Genomic DNA, 17,109 nt, shown 5'->3' on the forward strand with positions numbered 1-17,109 from the left:
GTCCCTGTGAACCTCTCCCGCCGTGGCCGCCTTCGCGCTTTCGCCGCGTGCCCGCTCTCGCTTTTGTCGCGTGTGCTTTTGTCGCGTGCTTGGCTTCGCGGCTACGGGCCGGGCAGTCGGACGGTGAACTCGGTGCGGCCGGGCTCGCTGGAGACCTCGACCGTCCCGTGGTGCGCCTCCACCACGGCCGCCACGATCGCCAGCCCCAGGCCGGTGCTGCCGGCGGCGCGGGAGCGGGAGCTGTCGCCGCGCGCGAACCGTTCGAAGACGTCCGCCTGGAGCTCCGGCGCGATCCCCGGCCCGGTGTCCAGGACGCCGACCTCCGCGCCACCGCCGGCCGCCGGGCGCAGCGTCACCGTCACCTCGGTGCCCGGCGGCGTGTGGGTACGGGCGTTGGCGAGCAGGTTGGCGAACACCTGGTGCAGCCGGGCCGCGTCCCCCGGCACGGTGACCGCCTCCTCGGGCAGGTCGAGCCGCCACCGGTGCTCCGGACCGGCGACATGGGCGTCGCCGACCGCGTCGACGAGGAGCCGGGACAGGTCGACCGGCTCCGTCTCCAGTGGACGGCCGGAGTCGAGGCGGGCGAGCAGCAGCAGGTCGTCGACGAGCGTGGTCATCCGCGACGACTCCGACTCCACCCGGCGCAGCGCGTGCGCCACGTCCGGCGGTACCTCCTCGCGGCCCCGGCGGGTCACCTCCGCGTAGCCCCGGATCGCCGCCAGGGGCGTACGCAGCTCGTGGCTGGCGTCGGCGACGAACTGCCGTACCCGCGTCTCGCTGGCCTGCCGCGCGGCGAGCGCGGCGGCGACGTGCCCCAGCATGCGGTTGAGCGCCGCCCCCACCTGGCCGACCTCGGTGCGCGGGTCGGTGTCCGCCTCGGGAACGCGCACGGAGAGCGCCACCTCACCCCGGTCCAGCGGCAGCTCGGCGACCCGCCCGGCGGTGGCCGCGACCCGGCGCAGCGGCCGCAGCGCGCCGCCGATGATGAGCGCGCCGACCCCGCCCGCGATGAGCACGCCCGCGCCGACCACCGCCGCCTCGATGCCGACCAGGCGCAGGACGGTGGCGTTGACGGTGTCCAGCGGGAACGCGGTGATCGAGGCGCCTTCGGGCGTCTGGACCGCGACCGCCCGGTAGTCGCCCAGGCCGGGCAGCTCGGTCGTGCGGATCGTGCCGTCGACCGGTACCTCGGCGACCGCCCGCTCCTGCTCGGCGGTGAGGACGCTGCGACCCCGGTCCGCGTACGGGTCGGCCCGCTCCCCCTCGACGTCGCCGCCCGGCCCGACCAGGGCCCGGACGGTGCCGCGCGGCAGGCCGGGTCGCACGGCACCCGGTTCGTTGGGCCCGGGCCCCTGCCGCGCGAACGCGTCGTGCTGCGCCTCCTCCTGTACCTGGGCGTCGACCTGCTGGATGAGGTAGGCGCGGACCGCGAACGTGGTCGCCGCGCCGATCAACAGCCCGACGACGGCCAGCAGCGCGATGACCGCGGCGAGCAGGCGCGCCCGCAGCGACCAGCTACCCAGCCGGCTGTTCGGCCCGCTCTTCGGCTCGGTGCTCGGCCGGCTGCCTAGCTGGCTGCTCGACTGGGTGCTCGGCTCGGTGCTCGGCCGGCTATTCGGCTGGCTTGAGGACATATCCGGCGCCGCGCAAGGTATGGATCATCGGCGGGCGCCCAGCGTCGATCTTCTTGCGCAGGTACGAGATGTACAGCTCGACCACGTTCGCCTGCCCGCCGAAGTCGTAGTTCCACACCCGGTCGAGGATCTGCGCCTTGCTCAGCACCCGGCGGGGGTTGCGCATCAGGTACCGCAGCAGCTCGAACTCGGTCGCGGTCAGCGACACCGGGTCACCGCCCCGCCGGACCTCGTGGCTGTCCTCGTCGAGGCTGAGGTCGCCGACCACGAGCACGGCGTCGTCCCGGGTGGTGCCCACACCGGCCCGGCGCATCAGCGCGCGCAGGCGGGCCACCACCTCCTCCAGGCTGAACGGCTTGGTCACGTAGTCGTCGCCGCCCGCGGTCAGCCCGGCGACCCGGTCCTCGACCGCGTCCCGCGCGGTCAGAAACAGCACAGGCACGTCGGGCCGCACCCCACGCAGCCGCCGCAGCACCTCCAGGCCGTCGAGGTCGGGCAACATGATGTCGAGTACGACGGCGTCGGGCTCGAACTCCCGCGCCACCCGCACCGCCGTCACGCCGTTGCCGGCGCTGCGCACCTGCCACCCCTCGTAGCGCAGGGCCATCGACAGCAGGTCGGTGAGCGTAGCCTCGTCGTCGACGACGAGCACCCGCACCGGCTCCCCGTCCGGCCGGCGCAGCTCAGGCCCGGCCGTCCTCGCGTTCACGCTGATCACGCTCCTATGCTGGCGAGCGCGCCTGTGCCCGGCCTGGGCCGTTTCTGTGCGCCGACTGTGAGAATGTCACAGCTCACCCACAGCCGCGCCCGAACCGCTCCACAGCCCCCACCGCCACGCTCACCCTCGTGTCCCGCTCACTCCCACCCCTGCCGCCCTTCGCGGCCCGCCGGCCACCGTCCCCCCACCTCCTCCCACGGCCCCGCCTCCTCGCGTCGCCCCGCCTTTCCGCGCGCTCGCTCCCGTCGCCCCGCCTTCCCGCGCGGCCGCGCCTTCCCTGGTGGCCGCGCCTTCGCTCGTCGCCGCCCCCTCCTTCACGGCCGCGCCTCCTCCCGTCGCCGCGCCTCCCCTCGTCGCCGCGCCTCCTCGCATGGCCGGGCCTCCTCCCGTGGCCGCGCCCTTCCTCGTCGCCGTGCCTCCCCTCGTCGCCGCGGCCGCCTTTCTCGCCGCTGCCGGCCGTGGTGGTCGCGGTGACCGATCCGGCCGTGGCCCGCCGTGCCCGGCGGTTGGTGTCCCGCGAGGTCGCCGCCGCGAACACCGCCCTGACCCGCGAGCTCCCCCGCGTCACCCTGGCCGCCGGCCGCCCGGTGCACCTGAGCCCCGTCCTGGCCGACCTGGTCCGCGCCGCCCTGGACGCGGCCGCGCTCACGGACGGCGCGGTCGACCCGACGGTGGGCACCGCGCTGCTGAGGTCCGGCGCTCGGCCACCGGCGCGCGGCCCAGCCTCGCAGCCGCCGCGCCGCTCAGCCTGGCAGCCGCCGCGCGGCTCGGCGCGGCCGGCGGCGCGCGACTCGGCTTGGTTGCCGGCGTGCGGGTCGGCGGTCGGCGTGCTGGAAACCCGGCGGCACACCTGGCGCGACGTCCAGCTTGACGCCGGATGGCTCACCCTCCCGCACGACGTGGTGCTCGACCTGAACGCCACCGCCCCCGCCCGCACCGCCGACCGCTGCGCCGCACTTGTCGCCGCCCGCTACGGCGTGGGCGCCATGGTCGCTGTCGGCGGTGACGTCGCCACGGCCGGCCCAACCCGGCCTTCGCCGCACCCCGACGGCTGGCCCCTGCCCGCCAGCGCCTCGCCCGCCACCGCCGGCACCTCGCCCACCGCCACGCGTGGCTCGCCCGCCACCGCCGGCACCGCGCCCACCGCCACGGGTGGCTGGCCCACGGCCGCGAGTGGCTGGCCCACGGCCGCGAGTGGCTGGCCCACGGCCGCGAGTGGCTGGCCCACGGCCGCGAGTGGCTGGCCCACGGCCGCGAGTGGCTGGCCCACGGCCGCGAGTGGCTGGCCCGCCACGGGTGGCTGGCTCGCCACCACCGGCGCCTCGCCCACCGCCGCGGGTGGCTGGCCCGCGGCCATGCGCGCAGCGGCCGCGAGGGGATGGCCGGCAGCCGTGAGAGGCTGGCCCGCAGCTGTGCGCGCGTGGCCGGCAGCCGTGAGGGGACGGCCGGCGGCCGTGAGGGGACGGCCGGCGGGGTGTGGGGGTTCGCCCGCGGTGCTGCCGGCGGGGCGCGCGCTGGGTACGTCGCGGTCCGCGCTGGTCGAGCCGCTGACCGGCCTACCCGCGCCGCAGACCGGGCGGGCGGTCGTGGTCGAGGCCGCCGACGCCCTGACCGCTAGCGCGCTGGCCACCGCTGTATCGCTCCGCCCCGAGACCCCGATCCCGCAGACGACCACGGTTCGTCGATCATCTGCGCCGTGAATGTAGATCTAGAACGTTTAGGGCTCTATATCCGCCCTAAGCGTTCTAGATCTACATAGGAGTGGCTGAACGATCACGGCTCAGTCGTCCCGCGACTAGAGCGAGCGGGACCGCCGGCATCCGGGTGTGGGTTTCGGGGCGGGGCGGGGGATCCCCGGCGCTTCGCCTCCCGACAGAACCCGCGCCGGGGATCCCGCTCCCGTCCCGGCGGGTACTCTCCACCGGGACGACCCCTCTCCAGTTGCGGGTGCGACGCTAGGCGGCAGCGCATCTTGGGACAAGAGCACCAATTCTGGCTCGCAGGGGCTACGGCGGTGGCGACTCGGCGAAGGCCTCGTAGGCGGGGCGGAGCCGGGCCACCAGGCCGGCGCCACCCAGTAGCGGGCCGGGCGTCGGGAGCTGGCGCAGCAGCAGGTCCGGTTCGGTGTCGAGGGTGGCCGGGCGCGCGGGCAGGGGCTGGGGCGGGAGCCAGAAGCGGTCCACCGACTCCGCCAGCGGCGTCTCCACGACATCGGCCAGCGCGGCGGCGGCACCCACCGGCGCGGGCGGCTGCGGCCGGGCCTGCCGGCGCCCCGGGCCAGCCGCACCCTCCGCACGGCGAGCCGCACCCGCACGGCCACCGCCAGCAGCGCCCACAACGCCACCGGCAACGCCACCCACGGCAGCACCGCCGCGCGCGCCCGCAACGCCACCACCACCCGCAGCGCCACCGCCAGCAACGCCACCCGCGGCAGCACCACCGCCAGCAACGCCGCCACCACCCGCAGCAGCACCGCCGCGCGCACCCGCAACGCCACCACCACCCGCAGCGCCACCGCCAGCAGCACCGCCGCCAGCGCCCGCAACGCCACCGCGGCCAGCAATGCCGCCGCCACCACCCGCAGCGCCGCCGCCCGCGGCAGCGAGGTCGTCCCCAAGGCCACCGCCCGCATCCGCAACGCCACCGACGCCAGCAGTGCCACCCGCGGCAGCACCGCCGCCAGCACCCGCAACGCCACCACCACCGACAACACCGCCGCCCGCGGCAGCGAAGCCACCCGCAAGGGCAGCGTCCGCAAGGCCGGCGCCGGCCGCGCCGGTGAGGCCGCCGCCGCGGAGGAGGCGCAGGCGGGACAGCAGGTCGTCGCGGGAACGGCCGCGCCAGTGCAGGATCTGGAACGGGTCCGCGTCGAACTCCTCGGCCAGCAGGTAGAACGCCGCCGCCAGGTGCTTGCAGGGCACCGCGTGGTCCGGGCAGGTACAGCGCATCCGCAGGTCGGCGACCGCCTGGGGAAACAGGGGCGCGTCCAGGCCGGCGAAGAGCTGCTCCAGGTCCGGCGGTACGTCGCCGGCCAGCAGGCGGGCGCTGTAGATGGCCTGGCCGGCCAGGGCCTCCTCGGCGCGCGCCCACACCGCCGCCGTGAAGCGGTCCAGGCCGATCGCCACCTGGTACGGCGTCTCGCGCGAGCCCTGCACCGACGCGGTCACCTCGCCGGGCGCCACGGTGAGCGAGAGCACCTGGCCCTTGCGGGCGTACGCCCGGCCGCGGGTCAGGCGGCTGCCGATGGCCAGGGACTCCAGCACCGCCAGGAAGCGGCGGGACCACCACGACTCGCCGATCGCGCCGCGGGTGCTGCGCGCCTTGAGCCCGCCCTCCACCTGGCGGGTGCGGCCGTACTGCGGGAAGTTGGGGTGCGTCATTCGACCACCGCCCCGGCCTCCAGCGCGAACAGGTCGCGCAGCTGCGCCGTCGAGAGCGAGGTGAGCCACTGCTCGCCGGTACCCACGATCTTCGCGGCCAGGCCCCGCTTGTCGCGGATCATGCCGGCGATCTTCTCCTCGACGGTGCCCGCGCAGACGAACTTGCGCACCTGCACCGCCCGCCGCTGCCCGATCCGGAACGCCCGGTCGGTCGCCTGGTCCTCGACGGCCGGGTTCCACCACCGGTCGACGTGGACGACGTGGTTGGCCGCGGTGAGCGTGAGGCCGGTGCCGCCCGCCTTGAGCGAGAGTACGAACAGCGGCGGCCCGCCCGGACCCTGACCCGAGCCGTCCTGTCCAGGGTCGGCAGGCCTCCCCTGGAAACGGGCCACCATCGCGTCCCGGTCCTTCTTGGACACTCCACCGTGGAGGAAGAGCACCTCGCGTCCGTAGCGGGCGGAGAGGTGGGCGCGGAGCATGCCGCCGAACTCCGCGTACTGGGTGAACAGCAGCGCCCGCTCCCCCGCCGCCAGCACCTCCTCGAGGATCTCCTCCAGCCGGGCGAGCTTGCCCGAGCGCCCGGCCAGCCGCGTGTCGTCGTGCAGGAACTGGGCGGGATGGTTGCACACCTGCTTGAGCTTGCTCATCGTGGCGAGGACCAGGCCGCGCCGCTCGATGCCGTCGCTCCGCTCGATCTTCGCGATCATGTCGTCCACGACCGCCTGGTACAGGGAGGCCTGCTCGCCCGTCAGGTTGCAGAGCACCTCCATCTCCAGCTTGTCGGGCAGGTCGGAGATGATCGTCTTGTCGGTCTTGAGCCGCCGCAGCACGAACGGCCCGGTGATCCGCCGCAGCCGCGCCGCCGCCTCCTCGTCGCCGTGCCGCTCCACCGGCTCGGCGTACCTCTTCTTGAACGCGGCCGCCGCGCCGAGCAGTCCCGGGTTGGCGAAGTCCATGATGGACCAGAGGTCGGCGAGGCGGTTCTCCACCGGCGTACCGGTGACCGCGACCCGGTGCCGCGCGGGCAGTGCCCGGACCGCGGCCGCCTGGCGGGTGGCGGCGTTCTTGATGGCCTGCGCCTCGTCCACGACCACCCGGTGCCACGCGATCTCGCCGAGCGCCTCGGCGTCCCGGGCCGCCACCGAGTACGTGGTGACGACGACGTCCGCATCCCGCACCGCCGCCGCGAACTCCGCGCCGCGCGCCCGCTCCGCCCCGTGGTGGACGTGCACCCGCAGCCCGGGCGCGAACTTCGCCGCCTCCCGCTCCCAGTTCCCCACCAGCGACATGGGGCAGACCAGCAACGTCGGCCCCACCTCCGGCCCGTCGCCCGCCATCAGCGCAATGAGCTGAATTGTCTTGCCGAGTCCCATGTCGTCCGCCAATATGCCGCCCAGGCCCAGGGACTGGAGGAACGTGAGCCAGGCCAGGCCGCGCTTCTGGTACGGGCGCAGCGTGCCGGCGAACGCCGCGGGCGGGTCGACCGGGGCGAGGTGGCGTTCGGCCTCGCCGGCGAGCAGGTCGCCCAGCGGGCCGTCGGCGGTGACCGCCTGGATGGGGAGGGCGCCCGGGTCGTCCTCCATGGACAGTCCGAGGTGGAGCAGCTCGCCCACGCTCATCTCGCCGCCGGACTTGAGGAGCTTGAGGCCGGCGGCCAGGTGCTTGGCGTCCAGCTCGACCCAGCGGCCGCGCAGGCGCACCAGCGGGGTCTTGAGCTTGGCCAGCTCGCGCAGCTCCTTTTCGGACAGTGGCTCGTCGCCGAGCGCCACCTCCCACTCGTAGTCCACAAGGGAGCGCATGCCGACCGCGCTGGCCGTGGCGACGGTGCCGGGTGCGGTGCGGCCGCCACGGGCGCGGAGCTTGGCGCCGAGCCGCGCGCCGGGACGCCCCCACCAGGTGGGCAGCAGCACGCCGAACCCGGCCGCGTGCAACAGCGGCGCCCCCTCGCGCAGGAAGCGGTGCGCGCCGGTCACGTCGAGGGCCAATGTGGAGGGTTTGGCGGTGCGCAGGGCGTCGTCGAGCTCGGGCCAGAGGCGGCTGGCGCGCCCCAGCTCGGTGAGGAGTGTCTCTTGTGGAGCGTCGAGGTGGCGGGCGAGGGCGCGGAGGGCGCCGCGGGAGCGCCACACCTTTTCCGCGTCGACCACCAGGCTGGGCTCGTCGGCGGCCTGCAGCGAGAAGTCGACGCGCCAGTCCTGGGTCTGCTCCTCGTCCGGCTCGACCAGCCGGAAGCAGGCCCGTACGGCACCGCCGGCCGCGTCCCGCTGCCACTGCGCCACCGCGTCCGCGAGCGCGGCGAGCTCGGCCGGGGCGGCGTCGACGCGCCGCTCGCGCCCGGAGAGCGCGCCGAGCCACGAGCCGGAGACCGTGCCGCGCCCGCCCGCCAGGCGTACCCCCGCCAATGCTGTCCGGGCGGCGGCGTCGACCAACGCGTCGAGCGCGCCCCCGACGAGCGTCCCGGGGTTTCCTCCGGCCGCCCGGCCGGAGGGTGGCAGCGCGGCGGCGAGCGCGCGGGCCCAGGCGGCGTCGGCGCCGGTCAGCAGCGGCCGCCACGCGGCCGCCCCCTCGGCCACCACGGGCAGGACGCGCCCGCGCCGCACCAGGTCTGCGGCGAAGGCGGCCACCTGCGCCGCGTGCCGCAGCGAAGAGCCGTGAGCCACGCGGTCGTCCGGGCCGCGCAGCAGCGCCAGCGCCGCGTCGGGCTCCAGCTCCAGCGTGGGTACGAGCCATGGGGCGAGAGCCACCTCGGCGCTGCGCCGGGGCGGCGGGTCGGTGCGCACGAGCTCGGGCGAGTCGAGCGGGCGGCCGCCCGCGGTCGGCAGCTGGAGGGTGGCGATGCCGGCGCTGCCCTTGGCGGCGGCCTCGCCCAGCGCGGCGGCGATCGCCTCGGGCGGGGCGGCGAAGGGGTGCCGGCGCGTCCGGCGGGTGCGGACGGTCGGGTCCTCGGCCCAGAGGCCGAGGTGGCCGGTGGGCAGCCACAGACCGTGTACGACCAGCACCGCACAAGTCTGCCAGCCCGATGCGGTGAGCAGACGGAGCGGCGCGGCGGCAACTGGGTAGGTTGGGGGCCATGACACAACCCACCGTGAGCGTCGCTGACCGGGTCGAGATGCCGCTGCTCGGCTTCGGCACGTGGCAGCTGCCGGGCCGGCAGGCGTACGAGCCGGTGCGGGTGGCGCTGGAGACCGGCTACCGGCACCTGGACACCGCCACCATGTACCGCAACGAGAGCGAGGTGGGGCGGGCGCTGCGCGACAGTGGCGTGCCGCGCGGCGAGGTGTTCCTCACCACGAAGCTGCCGGCCGAGCGGGCCGGGCGGGAGCGGGAGACGATCGAGGCGAGCCTGAAGGCGCTCGGTGTGGACCGGCTCGACCTGTGGCTGGTGCACTGGCCGCCGGCCGGGTCGGCGCGGCCGGGGACGTGGCGGGAGTTCGTAGCGGCGCGGGATGAGGGGCTGACTCGCGCGATCGGGGTGAGCAACTACAGCATCGGCCAGATCGACGAGCTGACCCACGCGACCGCGGTGACGCCGGCGGTCAACCAGATCCCGTACAGCCCGGCGCTGCACGACCCCAAGCTGGTGGCCGAGCACCGGGAGCGCGGGGTGGTGCTGGAGGGTTACAGCCCGTTCCGCCGCAGTGACCTGCGCGAGCCGGTCCTGGCCGAGGTGGCGGCCGCGCACGGGGTGGCGCCGACCCACGTGATCCTGCGGTGGCACATCCAGCACGGGATCGTGGTCATCCCGAAGTCGGCGACGCCGGAGCGGATCCGGTCCAACTTCGAGGTGTCCGGTTTCACGCTGAGCGACGAGGAGATGGCCCGCATCGACGCGATCCGCTGAACCCGGCCCGGCACGCCGCCTCCCGGGCTCCACCGATGGGCCGAAGGTCGTAGGCTATCCGGGTTTACGTTCTGTACCCGGTTCTCCGTCCGTAACCCTATGGCCTAGGAAGCTCGATGGTCTTGTCGCGCGCACTGACGCCGCCAGCCGATCCGGACACGCCAGAGCCCGCGCCGCCGGCGCGCGAGCGCACCCCGGCGTCCCGCCGGCTGGACCGCATCCTCCCCGCCGTGGTGCTCCTGGCGATCGCCGGGTTCGCGCTGCTCGGGATCGGGTCGCCGCTGCTGGGCCAGTCGACGTTCGCGGCGACGGACGAGATGGTGGGCTCGGCGCCGTACAGCGAGGTGCCGGAGTTCGCCTCGGTCCGCCCGACCAACAACTACCTCGACGACACGTGGGACTCGGCGCTGCCCAACACGATCGTCTTCGCCGACGAGCTGCGCGAGGGGCACATCGCGGCCTGGAACCCGTACTCGGCCGGTGGGGTGCCGCTCGGCGCGACGCCCAACTACGCGCTGGGTTCGCCGCTGACGCTGCCGTTCTACGCGCTGCCGGGGTGGTTCGCGCCGGGGATCGTCAAGCTGCTGGAGATCATCGTCGCGGTCGGCGGCATGTACCTGTTCCTGCGCCGCCTGCGGATCGGCGCGGCGCCGGCGCTGCTGGGCGGGCTGGTCTTCGCGAGCAGCGCGTTCATGGTGGTGTGGACGGGGTGGCCGCAGACCCGGGTGGCGGCGTTCATCCCGGCGGTCTTCTGGGCGGTCGAGCTGATCGTGCAGCGCGCTCGCCCGCGGGACGCGGCGGTCCTGGCGCTGGCGCTGGCCGCCATGATCTTCGGGGGCTTCCCGGCGGTCACCGGGTACACGGTCGCCACCGGCGCGGTCTACCTGGTGGTCCGGCTGCTGGCCACGCACGGACGGCGGTGGCGCCGGTCGCTGGGCGGGCTGGCCCTGGCGGCCGGCGGGGTGGCCGGCGGCGTGGTGCTCACCGCTGTGCAGCTGCTGCCGTGGGTGGCGTTCATGAGCACGGCGTACGTGGAGGGACGTGGTCAGGAGCCGGACGCGCACCTGTCCATGGCGAGCCTGGTGACGGTGATCGCGCCGTGGGCGCTGGGCTCCACCAACCCGTACGGCTCGGTGTACTGGTACCTGCCGGTCAACCTGGTCGAGTCGATGTCGTACCTGGGGGCGGCGGCGCTGGTGCTCGTGGTGACCGCGGTCGCGATGGCCCGGCGGGGGCGGGCCGCGCTGCCCCAGGGCGCCTGGGTCTTCTTCGTCGCGTCGACGGTCGTCTGGCTGGTACTGATCTACGGCGGCGGCTTCCCGCTGAAGGTGGCGCAGAGCCTGCCGTACCTGTTCTCGGACAACTTCGTCGGCCGGGCCCGCTGCGTGCTGGGCTTCCTCCTGGCGGTGCTGGCCGCGCTGGGGCTGGAGCTGTTGCTGCGCCGCCGCGCCGCGTCACCCGCGCCGGCCCCGTCCCCGGCGGGAAAGCGGCGGCCGTGGGCGCTGGCCTGGGTCACGCTGGTCTGCGGCGCGGTGGCGGTGGCCGGCGTCGTCGCGCTGCGGGACGCCCGGCACGCGGCGTACCTGGCCGACCGCCCCACCGGCGGCTCGCTGCGGACCGGCGAGGTCACCCGCGAGCTCGCGGTCGGCATCGTGCTCCTGCTGCTCGCCCTGGCCTGCGCCGCCGCGCTCTGGTGGCAGGGCGGGCGGGGCGGCAAGCTGCGCCTGGTCGCGGCCGTCCTGCTGCCGCTGCTGGTCGCCGGGCAGGCGCTCTCCTTCGTGGTGCCCTACTGGCCGCGCTCGGACAAGAGCACGTTCTACCCGGTGACCGACGCGCACGAGTACCTCCGGGAGCACCTGGGGCCGGACCGCTTCGCCGGCATGTACGAGGCGATGACCCGCAGTGCGGAGTCGGCGCTCGAGCTGCGCTCGGCGACCGGTCACGCGTTCGTCGACCGGCGGTACGGCGAGCTGATCCGCTCGCCCAGCGGCGGGGCGAACTTCGCCTCCACCCACGTCGCCGTCGGCGGTGGGCTGAGCGCCATCGCGAGCCCGACGCTCGACCGCATGTCCGTGCGGTACGGCGTGTCGTCCCTCGCCGGCCCGGTGCCCGGTACGCCGCGACCGGCGCCCACCACCACCGGCCTCACCACGCTGGCGCCCGATACGCCGGTGACCCGGCCGGTGCCGGGTACCGGTCCGATCCGGGCGGTGGTGCTGACCCCGGTGGAGACCCGCCGCTGGGAGCCGACCGACCGGATCGAGGCGGTCCTGCTCGACGAGACCGGGCGGCCGGTGGCCCAGACCGACCGGCGGATCGGGCGCACCGCCGCCAACCAGCCGCTGTACATCCCGCTCGCGGCCGAGGACGTCGCGGCGGGCGCGCGGCTCTCCGTCCGGATCACCGTCCACGCCGGCCAGGGCCTCCAGCTGCACGCGGCCGGCGACGGTGCCGCGGTCGGCGCGGTCGGTACGGCGCAGGACGGGCTCAAGCTGGCGTTCGTGGGAACGGCCGCGATCTTCGAGCGGACCCGGGCCCTCCCCCGCGTCCGGTGGGCCGGCACGGCCGTCGTGGAGCCGGACGGCGCCCGCCGGCTGGACCTGCTCCGGAGCGGCACGCTCACCGGCGACCAGGTGGTGCTGGAGCAGCGGCCCACGTCGGCCGGGGGCGGCTCCGCCGACGTCCGGATCACGGCGGACGGCACCGACGCGACCGAGGTGTCGGTGACCGCGCGCGGCTCCGGCTACCTGGTGCTGGCCGACCCGATCCAGTCCGGCTGGACCGCCACCGTCGACGGCAGGCCGGCCACGCTGCTCAAGGCCGACCACGCGTTCGTCGCGGTGGCCATTCCGGACGGCGCCCACACCGTGCGGTTCACCTACTCCAGTACCGCCGGCCGCGCCGGTGGTTGGCTCAGCCTGGCGGCCGCCCTCGCCGTCGCCGGCGTGCTGGTGGCGGGTGCCGTGCGGGACCGTCGCCGGCGCGCACTACGCTCATCGGGTCCCGGGTCCCTACCGTCTGTGAGTTGAGCCGAGCCGATGACCGTCAGCGACGAAGCATCCGAAGCCGGGCCCGTCCAGCCCAGGCCGGCGAGCTCATGGCGCTCCCGGCTGCGCGTTGCGGTGCTGGTGGTCGTGCTGCTCGCCGCCGCCGCGGCCATCGCGCGCAACTGGGGCGAGCTGGTCGACGCGCTGCGCGAGCTCTCCCCGTGGGCGGTGGTCGCGGCGAGCCCGTTCTCGCTCGGCGCGATGGTGGTCAGCCTGTTCACCTGGCGGTCGCTGATGACCGACTTCGGCGCCCCGCTCCGGGTCGGCGACGCGGCCCGGATCTTCTACCTGAGCCAGCTCGGCAAGTACATCCCCGGCTCCATCTGGTCGATGATCAGCCAGGCCGAGCTCGCCCGTGACCTGCACGTGCCGCGCCGCACCACGCTCACGGTCGGCGTGCTCACGATCGTCATCGCGGAGGGGGTCGGCCTGCCGCTGGCGATCGTGACGCTGCCGTTCGCCGCACCCAGCGCCGCCGAGCGGTACTGGTGGATCGCGCTGGTCGCGCCGTTGTTTCTGGTCGTGCTGCACCCGAAGCTGCTCACCCGGCTGGTAAACCTGGCGCTGCGGGTGGTCCGCCGGCCGCCGCTCGACCACCCGCCGTCCTGGCGCGGGCTGCTGCGCACGGCGGGGCTGCAGGTGGTGGTCTGGCTGATGTTCGGGATGAGCGCCTGGGTGCTCGTGGTCGGGCTCGGCGGCTCGCCCGGCGCGGCCCTGCCCGCGGCGATCGGCGGCTACGCGCTCGCCCACTGCGTGGGGCTGCTCGCCGTGGGGCTGCCGGCCGGTGCCGGGGTGCGCGACCTGGCCCTGGCGGCGGCGCTGGCGGCGGTCCTCTCCGCGCCGCAGGCACTCGTCGTGGCCCTGGTCGCCCGCATGATCATCACCGTGGTCGACCTGCTGCTCGCCACGATCCAGATCCGCCGCCGCGCCGGGTCACCCGCCCGCGCCAGCGTCTGACCCTCTCGCCCCGCCCGCGGTCTCGTTCCGCCAGGGTCTCGTCTCGCCCCGCGGGCCTCGTCCTGCTCGCGGCGGGTCCTGCTCGCGGCCTGGCCGCCTGCGGCCTTCCCGCTCGCGGGGGGCCTGCCCGGGACCTGGCCGCGCCGTGTGAGCCCACGGGCGTCAGGACCGCGGGTGGGCGGGCGTCAGGAGGGTTTGGTGACGACCACGAGGACCAGGCCGAGCACGACGCAGAGGGTGCCGACCCAGGTCCAGATGTTGGCCCGCTCGTCGAGCAGCACCACGCTGGCGGTCAGGATCGCCAGGTAGCCGAGCGCGTTGAACGGATAGGCGATGCTCAGTGGCAGGCGGCTGAGCGTGGTGAGCCAGGCCAGCGCGGAGACCGCGAAGACGGTGAGGCCGAGCAGCACCCAGGGCGAGGTGGCCGCGTTGACCACCAGCCCGCCCTTGCCCGCCGTGGCCCGCTCGGTCGCCAGCTTCATGCCGTGCTTGAGCAGGACCTGGCCGGTGGCGGCGGTGGCCACCGCGAAGAGCAGCAGGGACAGGCTCGCGGCGGTCAATTTACGCCTCCTGGCGGGGCTGGGCGGGTCGGCGACGGGCGCGGGCTGGTCCTCAACCGTGGACAACCTGTGCCTCCTCGGCGTGCGGCGTCAGGCGCATGATGAACTGGTAGCCGAAGAAGGTCGGGCGCAGCTTGACCAGTCCCCGGTCGACGCGGCGCAGCAGCCGCAGCCGGCGACCGTCCATCTCGGACACGACGCCGAGCGGCAGGCCGGTGGTGCGCTCCTCCAGGATGTCGAGCCCGGACTGCCGCACCAGCCGGCGCAGCGTCGACCGGGTGAAGAAGCGCAGGTGGGTGTCGTCGAGGATGCCGCGCCGGTCGTAGCCGAACATGCCCAGCGTGGTGCGGGTCCGCGGGTACCAGTGGCCGAAGTTCGGCACCGACAGCAGGATCTGGCCGCCGGGGCGGAGCACCCGCCGCATCTCGCGGAGCGCGGCGCCGGGGCGGGCCACGTGCTCGATGATGTCGCCCGCGATCACCACGTCGAAGCCGGTGCCCACCTCCTCCGGGATGCCGTACTGGAGGTCGACCTGGTGGAAGGCGTCGGTCCGCTCGCGCACGGACGGCACCTCGATGTAGTCGATCCCGGTGACGTGGTGCCCGGCCGCCCGCACGAACTCGGCGAGCCGCCCGCCGGAGCAGCCCACGTCGAGCACCCGGGACGGCGGGGCGCTCGCGAGCATGTCGAGGATCTGGGCGTGCGAGGTGCCGTCGCCGTCCTTGAACGCGTACTCGTCCGGCGAGGCCACCCAGGTGGAGGTGCCGAAGCCCTTGCTGGCGAACCGGTACTCCACGACGTCCTTGACGACGTCTTTGGCGTAGCGCATCCCGTTGACGTAGCAGATCTCGTCGCCGTAATAGGTGGGGATCGGGATCTCGACGATCCGCTTTCCGGCGTGCACGAGCTGGATGATGATCTGCGTGTCGAAGTCGAAGTCGTCCGTGTTGTTCTGGAGCGGGATCTCGCTGAGCGCCCGCACGCTGTAGGCGCGGTAGCCGGAATGGAACTCGGTCAGGCTGGTGCCGAGCATGCGATTCTCGACCTTGGTGAGGATCCGGTTGCCGACCAGCTTGTACAGCGGCATGCCGCCCTTCCGGGCCGCGCCCTTCTCCATCATCCGGGAGCCGAAGACCGCGTCCGCCTCACCGCGCACCAGCGGCGCGACCATCTCCGGCAGCATCTCCGGCGCGTACTGGCCGTCGCCGTGCAGCAGTACGACGATGTCCAGCCCGCGCTCCGCGGCCATCCGGTAGCCGGCCTTCTGGTTGCCGCCGTACCCCAGGTTTTTCGGGTGCCGCACGACGATCGTCTTGATCAGATGGTTTCGCTCGGCCCAGCTCTGCCCTTCGAGGTGGGTGTCGTCGTGACTGGCGTCGTCGAGGACGAGCACCTCGGCGATCTTGTCGCGGAAGTCGACCGGGATGCGGTCCAGCGTCTTCGCCAGCGTGGTGGAGGCGTTGTAGGCAACCACGAGGATGCCGATGCGTGGGTACCCCGAGGAAGTGTTCGGCACCAGCTTCTCCTAGCTGAGGACGGTTCGGGACTCTTCGGCCGGGTCGATCGGATCACCACGGCGCGGGCGGCGCAGGAGCAACATGCCGGCCACGACCACGGCGGCGAGCGCCTGCCAGGTCAGCACGGCCAAGACGTACGGTCGTGACGACTGGAAGGAGATCGCCGTGCCGACGTCCCAGTTCCACGGGTAGGCATTGTTCCACCGGTCGTAGACCAGGAGCACGAACCAACTCGCGATCGCGTTGTAAACGGTGGCCAGCCAGAAGTTGACCAGGTAGGCGGCGGCCAGCGGCCAGACCAGGTACTGGAAGCCGAAGGCCGGGCTGACCAGCAGAAACAGGCCGAGCGACAGGCCGGCGGCGGCGCCCAGGTCGGTGGGCCGGCGCCACACCAGCAGCAGCGGCAGCCCGGCGCAGAGCAGGAGCCCGATGAACCGGCCCGGGCCGACGAGGAAGTCGATGGCGGCCGGCGACAGCTCGAACCACTCGGCGAACCTGACCAGGCCCCACTCCCGGATGGCGATGCCGTTGTAGCCCAGCACGTTTTCGCTGAAGTCGCTCCAGTGGGTGAGCACGACCGGCCCCCAGAGCAGCGCCATCACCGCGCCGGACGCGGCCAGGAACCCGAGCGCGCGGCGCCAGCCGGAGCGGACCGCGACCAGCAGCAGCGCGGGCAGCAGCACGACCGGCACGAGCTTGACGCTGACCGCCGCCGCGAACGACGCGCCGGCGAGCGCGCCCGTGACCAGCGACCGGTGCGCGACCAGCAGGTACACGGACAGCAGGGTGAACATCACGAAGACCGGATCGGTGTTGCCGTGAAACCCGGAGATGACGATGAGCACCGGGCTGCAGGCGACCAGCACCCCGGCCGCCGTCGCCTCGGCGATCCCGCGCCGGCGGCGCACCAGCTCGAAGACGACGAGGGTGGTGACCACGTCGGCGAGGGTGGCCGGCACCCGGATCAGGAACGGGACGTCGCCGACCCCGTGGAACTCCAGCCAGCTGATCACCTGCAGCAGGTAGCTGGTCAGCGGCGGATGGTTGTAGAGCGCCCACTTGAACTCGTGACCGTAGACGCCGATCGGCCCGTAGTCCCGGACGGCCTCGGTGAACATGATCCAGTAGCGGACGTCGTTGGTGCCGAACGTATTGGCGGCGAACAGGAACTTCAGCACCGTCGCGCCGGCGAGGACGCCGATCACGAGCAGCCGCATCCAGCCGACCAGCGAGAGCCTTTTGCCGCGGCGGGCCGGCTCGGGCGTGGCGCCGGCACTGCCGCCTTCACCGCCGGCGTCGGTGCGGGGCACCGAGAATTCCCCCGTGGACACGCTCACTCGCGACCAACCGGAGAGGAAGACGACGAAAGCGACGTCAGGTGAATTTTCGATGCACGAGGTCGGCCTGAACACCGATAACGAATCGGGACTTTCACGAGCACCGCCGCACCATATACGT

At 74.2% G+C, this 17,109-nt stretch carries 10 protein-coding genes and 1 pseudogene; 4 read left to right on the forward strand and 7 right to left on the reverse strand.

Annotated elements, in window-relative coordinates; all coding sequences use genetic code 11:
* Positions 1-101: 101 nt before the first annotated feature.
* Together RB614_RS30350 and RB614_RS30355 are read right to left on the reverse strand one after the other, a co-directional pair.
* Positions 102-1,523, reverse strand: coding sequence for a sensor histidine kinase (locus RB614_RS30350; RefSeq protein WP_308716131.1), 1,422 nt, complete (start codon positions 1,521-1,523; stop codon positions 102-104).
* Positions 1,524-1,611: 88 nt separating this feature from the next.
* On the reverse strand, positions 1,612-2,343 hold the full coding sequence (locus tag RB614_RS30355; RefSeq protein ID WP_428983138.1) for a response regulator transcription factor: 732 nt from the start codon (positions 2,341-2,343) through the stop codon (positions 1,612-1,614).
* A gap of 479 nt (positions 2,344-2,822) precedes the next feature.
* Between RB614_RS30355 and RB614_RS30360 the strand changes: the two genes are divergently transcribed.
* Complete coding sequence (locus RB614_RS30360) at positions 2,823-4,052, forward strand: FAD:protein FMN transferase (RefSeq protein ID WP_308716113.1); 1,230 nt, start codon at positions 2,823-2,825, stop codon at positions 4,050-4,052.
* A gap of 1,020 nt (positions 4,053-5,072) precedes the next feature.
* On the opposite strand, the pseudogene RB614_RS30365 reads toward RB614_RS30360, so the two are convergent.
* Together RB614_RS30365 and RB614_RS30370 are read right to left on the reverse strand one after the other, a co-directional pair.
* Positions 5,073-5,732: pseudogene (locus RB614_RS30365) on the reverse strand (SWIM zinc finger family protein); the annotation flags it as partial.
* On the reverse strand, positions 5,729-8,704 hold the full coding sequence (locus RB614_RS30370) for a DEAD/DEAH box helicase (protein WP_428983140.1): 2,976 nt from the start codon (positions 8,702-8,704) through the stop codon (positions 5,729-5,731). The pseudogene RB614_RS30365 and the gene RB614_RS30370, both read right to left, overlap by 4 nt.
* Positions 8,705-8,799: 95 nt before the next feature.
* Between RB614_RS30370 and RB614_RS30375 the strand changes: the two genes are divergently transcribed.
* From RB614_RS30375 to RB614_RS30385, 3 genes are all read left to right on the forward strand, one after another.
* A complete protein-coding gene (locus RB614_RS30375; RefSeq protein WP_308716115.1) occupies positions 8,800-9,570 on the forward strand; it encodes an aldo/keto reductase in 771 nt (256 codons plus the stop codon).
* Between the two features lie 116 nt (positions 9,571-9,686).
* The gene (locus RB614_RS30380; RefSeq protein WP_308716116.1) at positions 9,687-12,599 is read left to right on the forward strand and encodes a YfhO family protein; all 2,913 of its coding nucleotides are present in this window, start codon (positions 9,687-9,689) and stop codon (positions 12,597-12,599) included.
* Positions 12,600-12,608: 9 nt separating this feature from the next.
* The gene (locus RB614_RS30385) at positions 12,609-13,574 is read left to right on the forward strand and encodes a lysylphosphatidylglycerol synthase domain-containing protein (RefSeq protein ID WP_308716117.1); all 966 of its coding nucleotides are present in this window, start codon (positions 12,609-12,611) and stop codon (positions 13,572-13,574) included.
* Between the two features lie 185 nt (positions 13,575-13,759).
* Here RB614_RS30385 and RB614_RS30390 read toward each other — a convergent pair whose 3' ends face one another.
* From RB614_RS30390 to RB614_RS30400, 3 genes are read right to left on the reverse strand one after another with little or no spacing between them, the layout of a single operon-like run.
* Positions 13,760-14,200, reverse strand: a complete 441-nt coding sequence (locus RB614_RS30390; RefSeq protein WP_308716118.1) for a DMT family transporter — start codon at positions 14,198-14,200, stop codon at positions 13,760-13,762.
* Positions 14,187-15,650, reverse strand: a complete 1,464-nt coding sequence (locus RB614_RS30395) for a methyltransferase domain-containing protein (RefSeq protein ID WP_308716119.1) — start codon at positions 15,648-15,650, stop codon at positions 14,187-14,189. Before RB614_RS30395 ends, RB614_RS30390 begins: the two co-directional genes overlap by 14 nt.
* 9 nt (positions 15,651-15,659) lie before the next feature.
* Positions 15,660-16,961, reverse strand: a complete 1,302-nt coding sequence (locus RB614_RS30400; protein WP_308716120.1) for a glycosyltransferase family 39 protein — start codon at positions 16,959-16,961, stop codon at positions 15,660-15,662.
* Between the last annotated feature and the right edge of the window lie 148 nt (positions 16,962-17,109).

Origin of the sequence: Phytohabitans maris (assembly GCF_031085175.1) — a bacterium.
GTDB lineage: Bacteria > Actinomycetota > Actinomycetes > Mycobacteriales > Micromonosporaceae > Phytohabitans > Phytohabitans maris.

Coding starts and splice junctions, on each gene's coding strand:
- RB614_RS30375 (WP_308716115.1), top strand. CDS start 8,800: ATGACACAACCCACCGTGAGCGTCGCTGACCGGGTCGAGATGCCGCTG.
- RB614_RS30380 (WP_308716116.1), top strand. CDS start 9,687: ATGGTCTTGTCGCGCGCACTGACGCCGCCAGCCGATCCGGACACGCCA.
- RB614_RS30385 (WP_308716117.1), top strand. CDS start 12,609: ATGACCGTCAGCGACGAAGCATCCGAAGCCGGGCCCGTCCAGCCCAGG.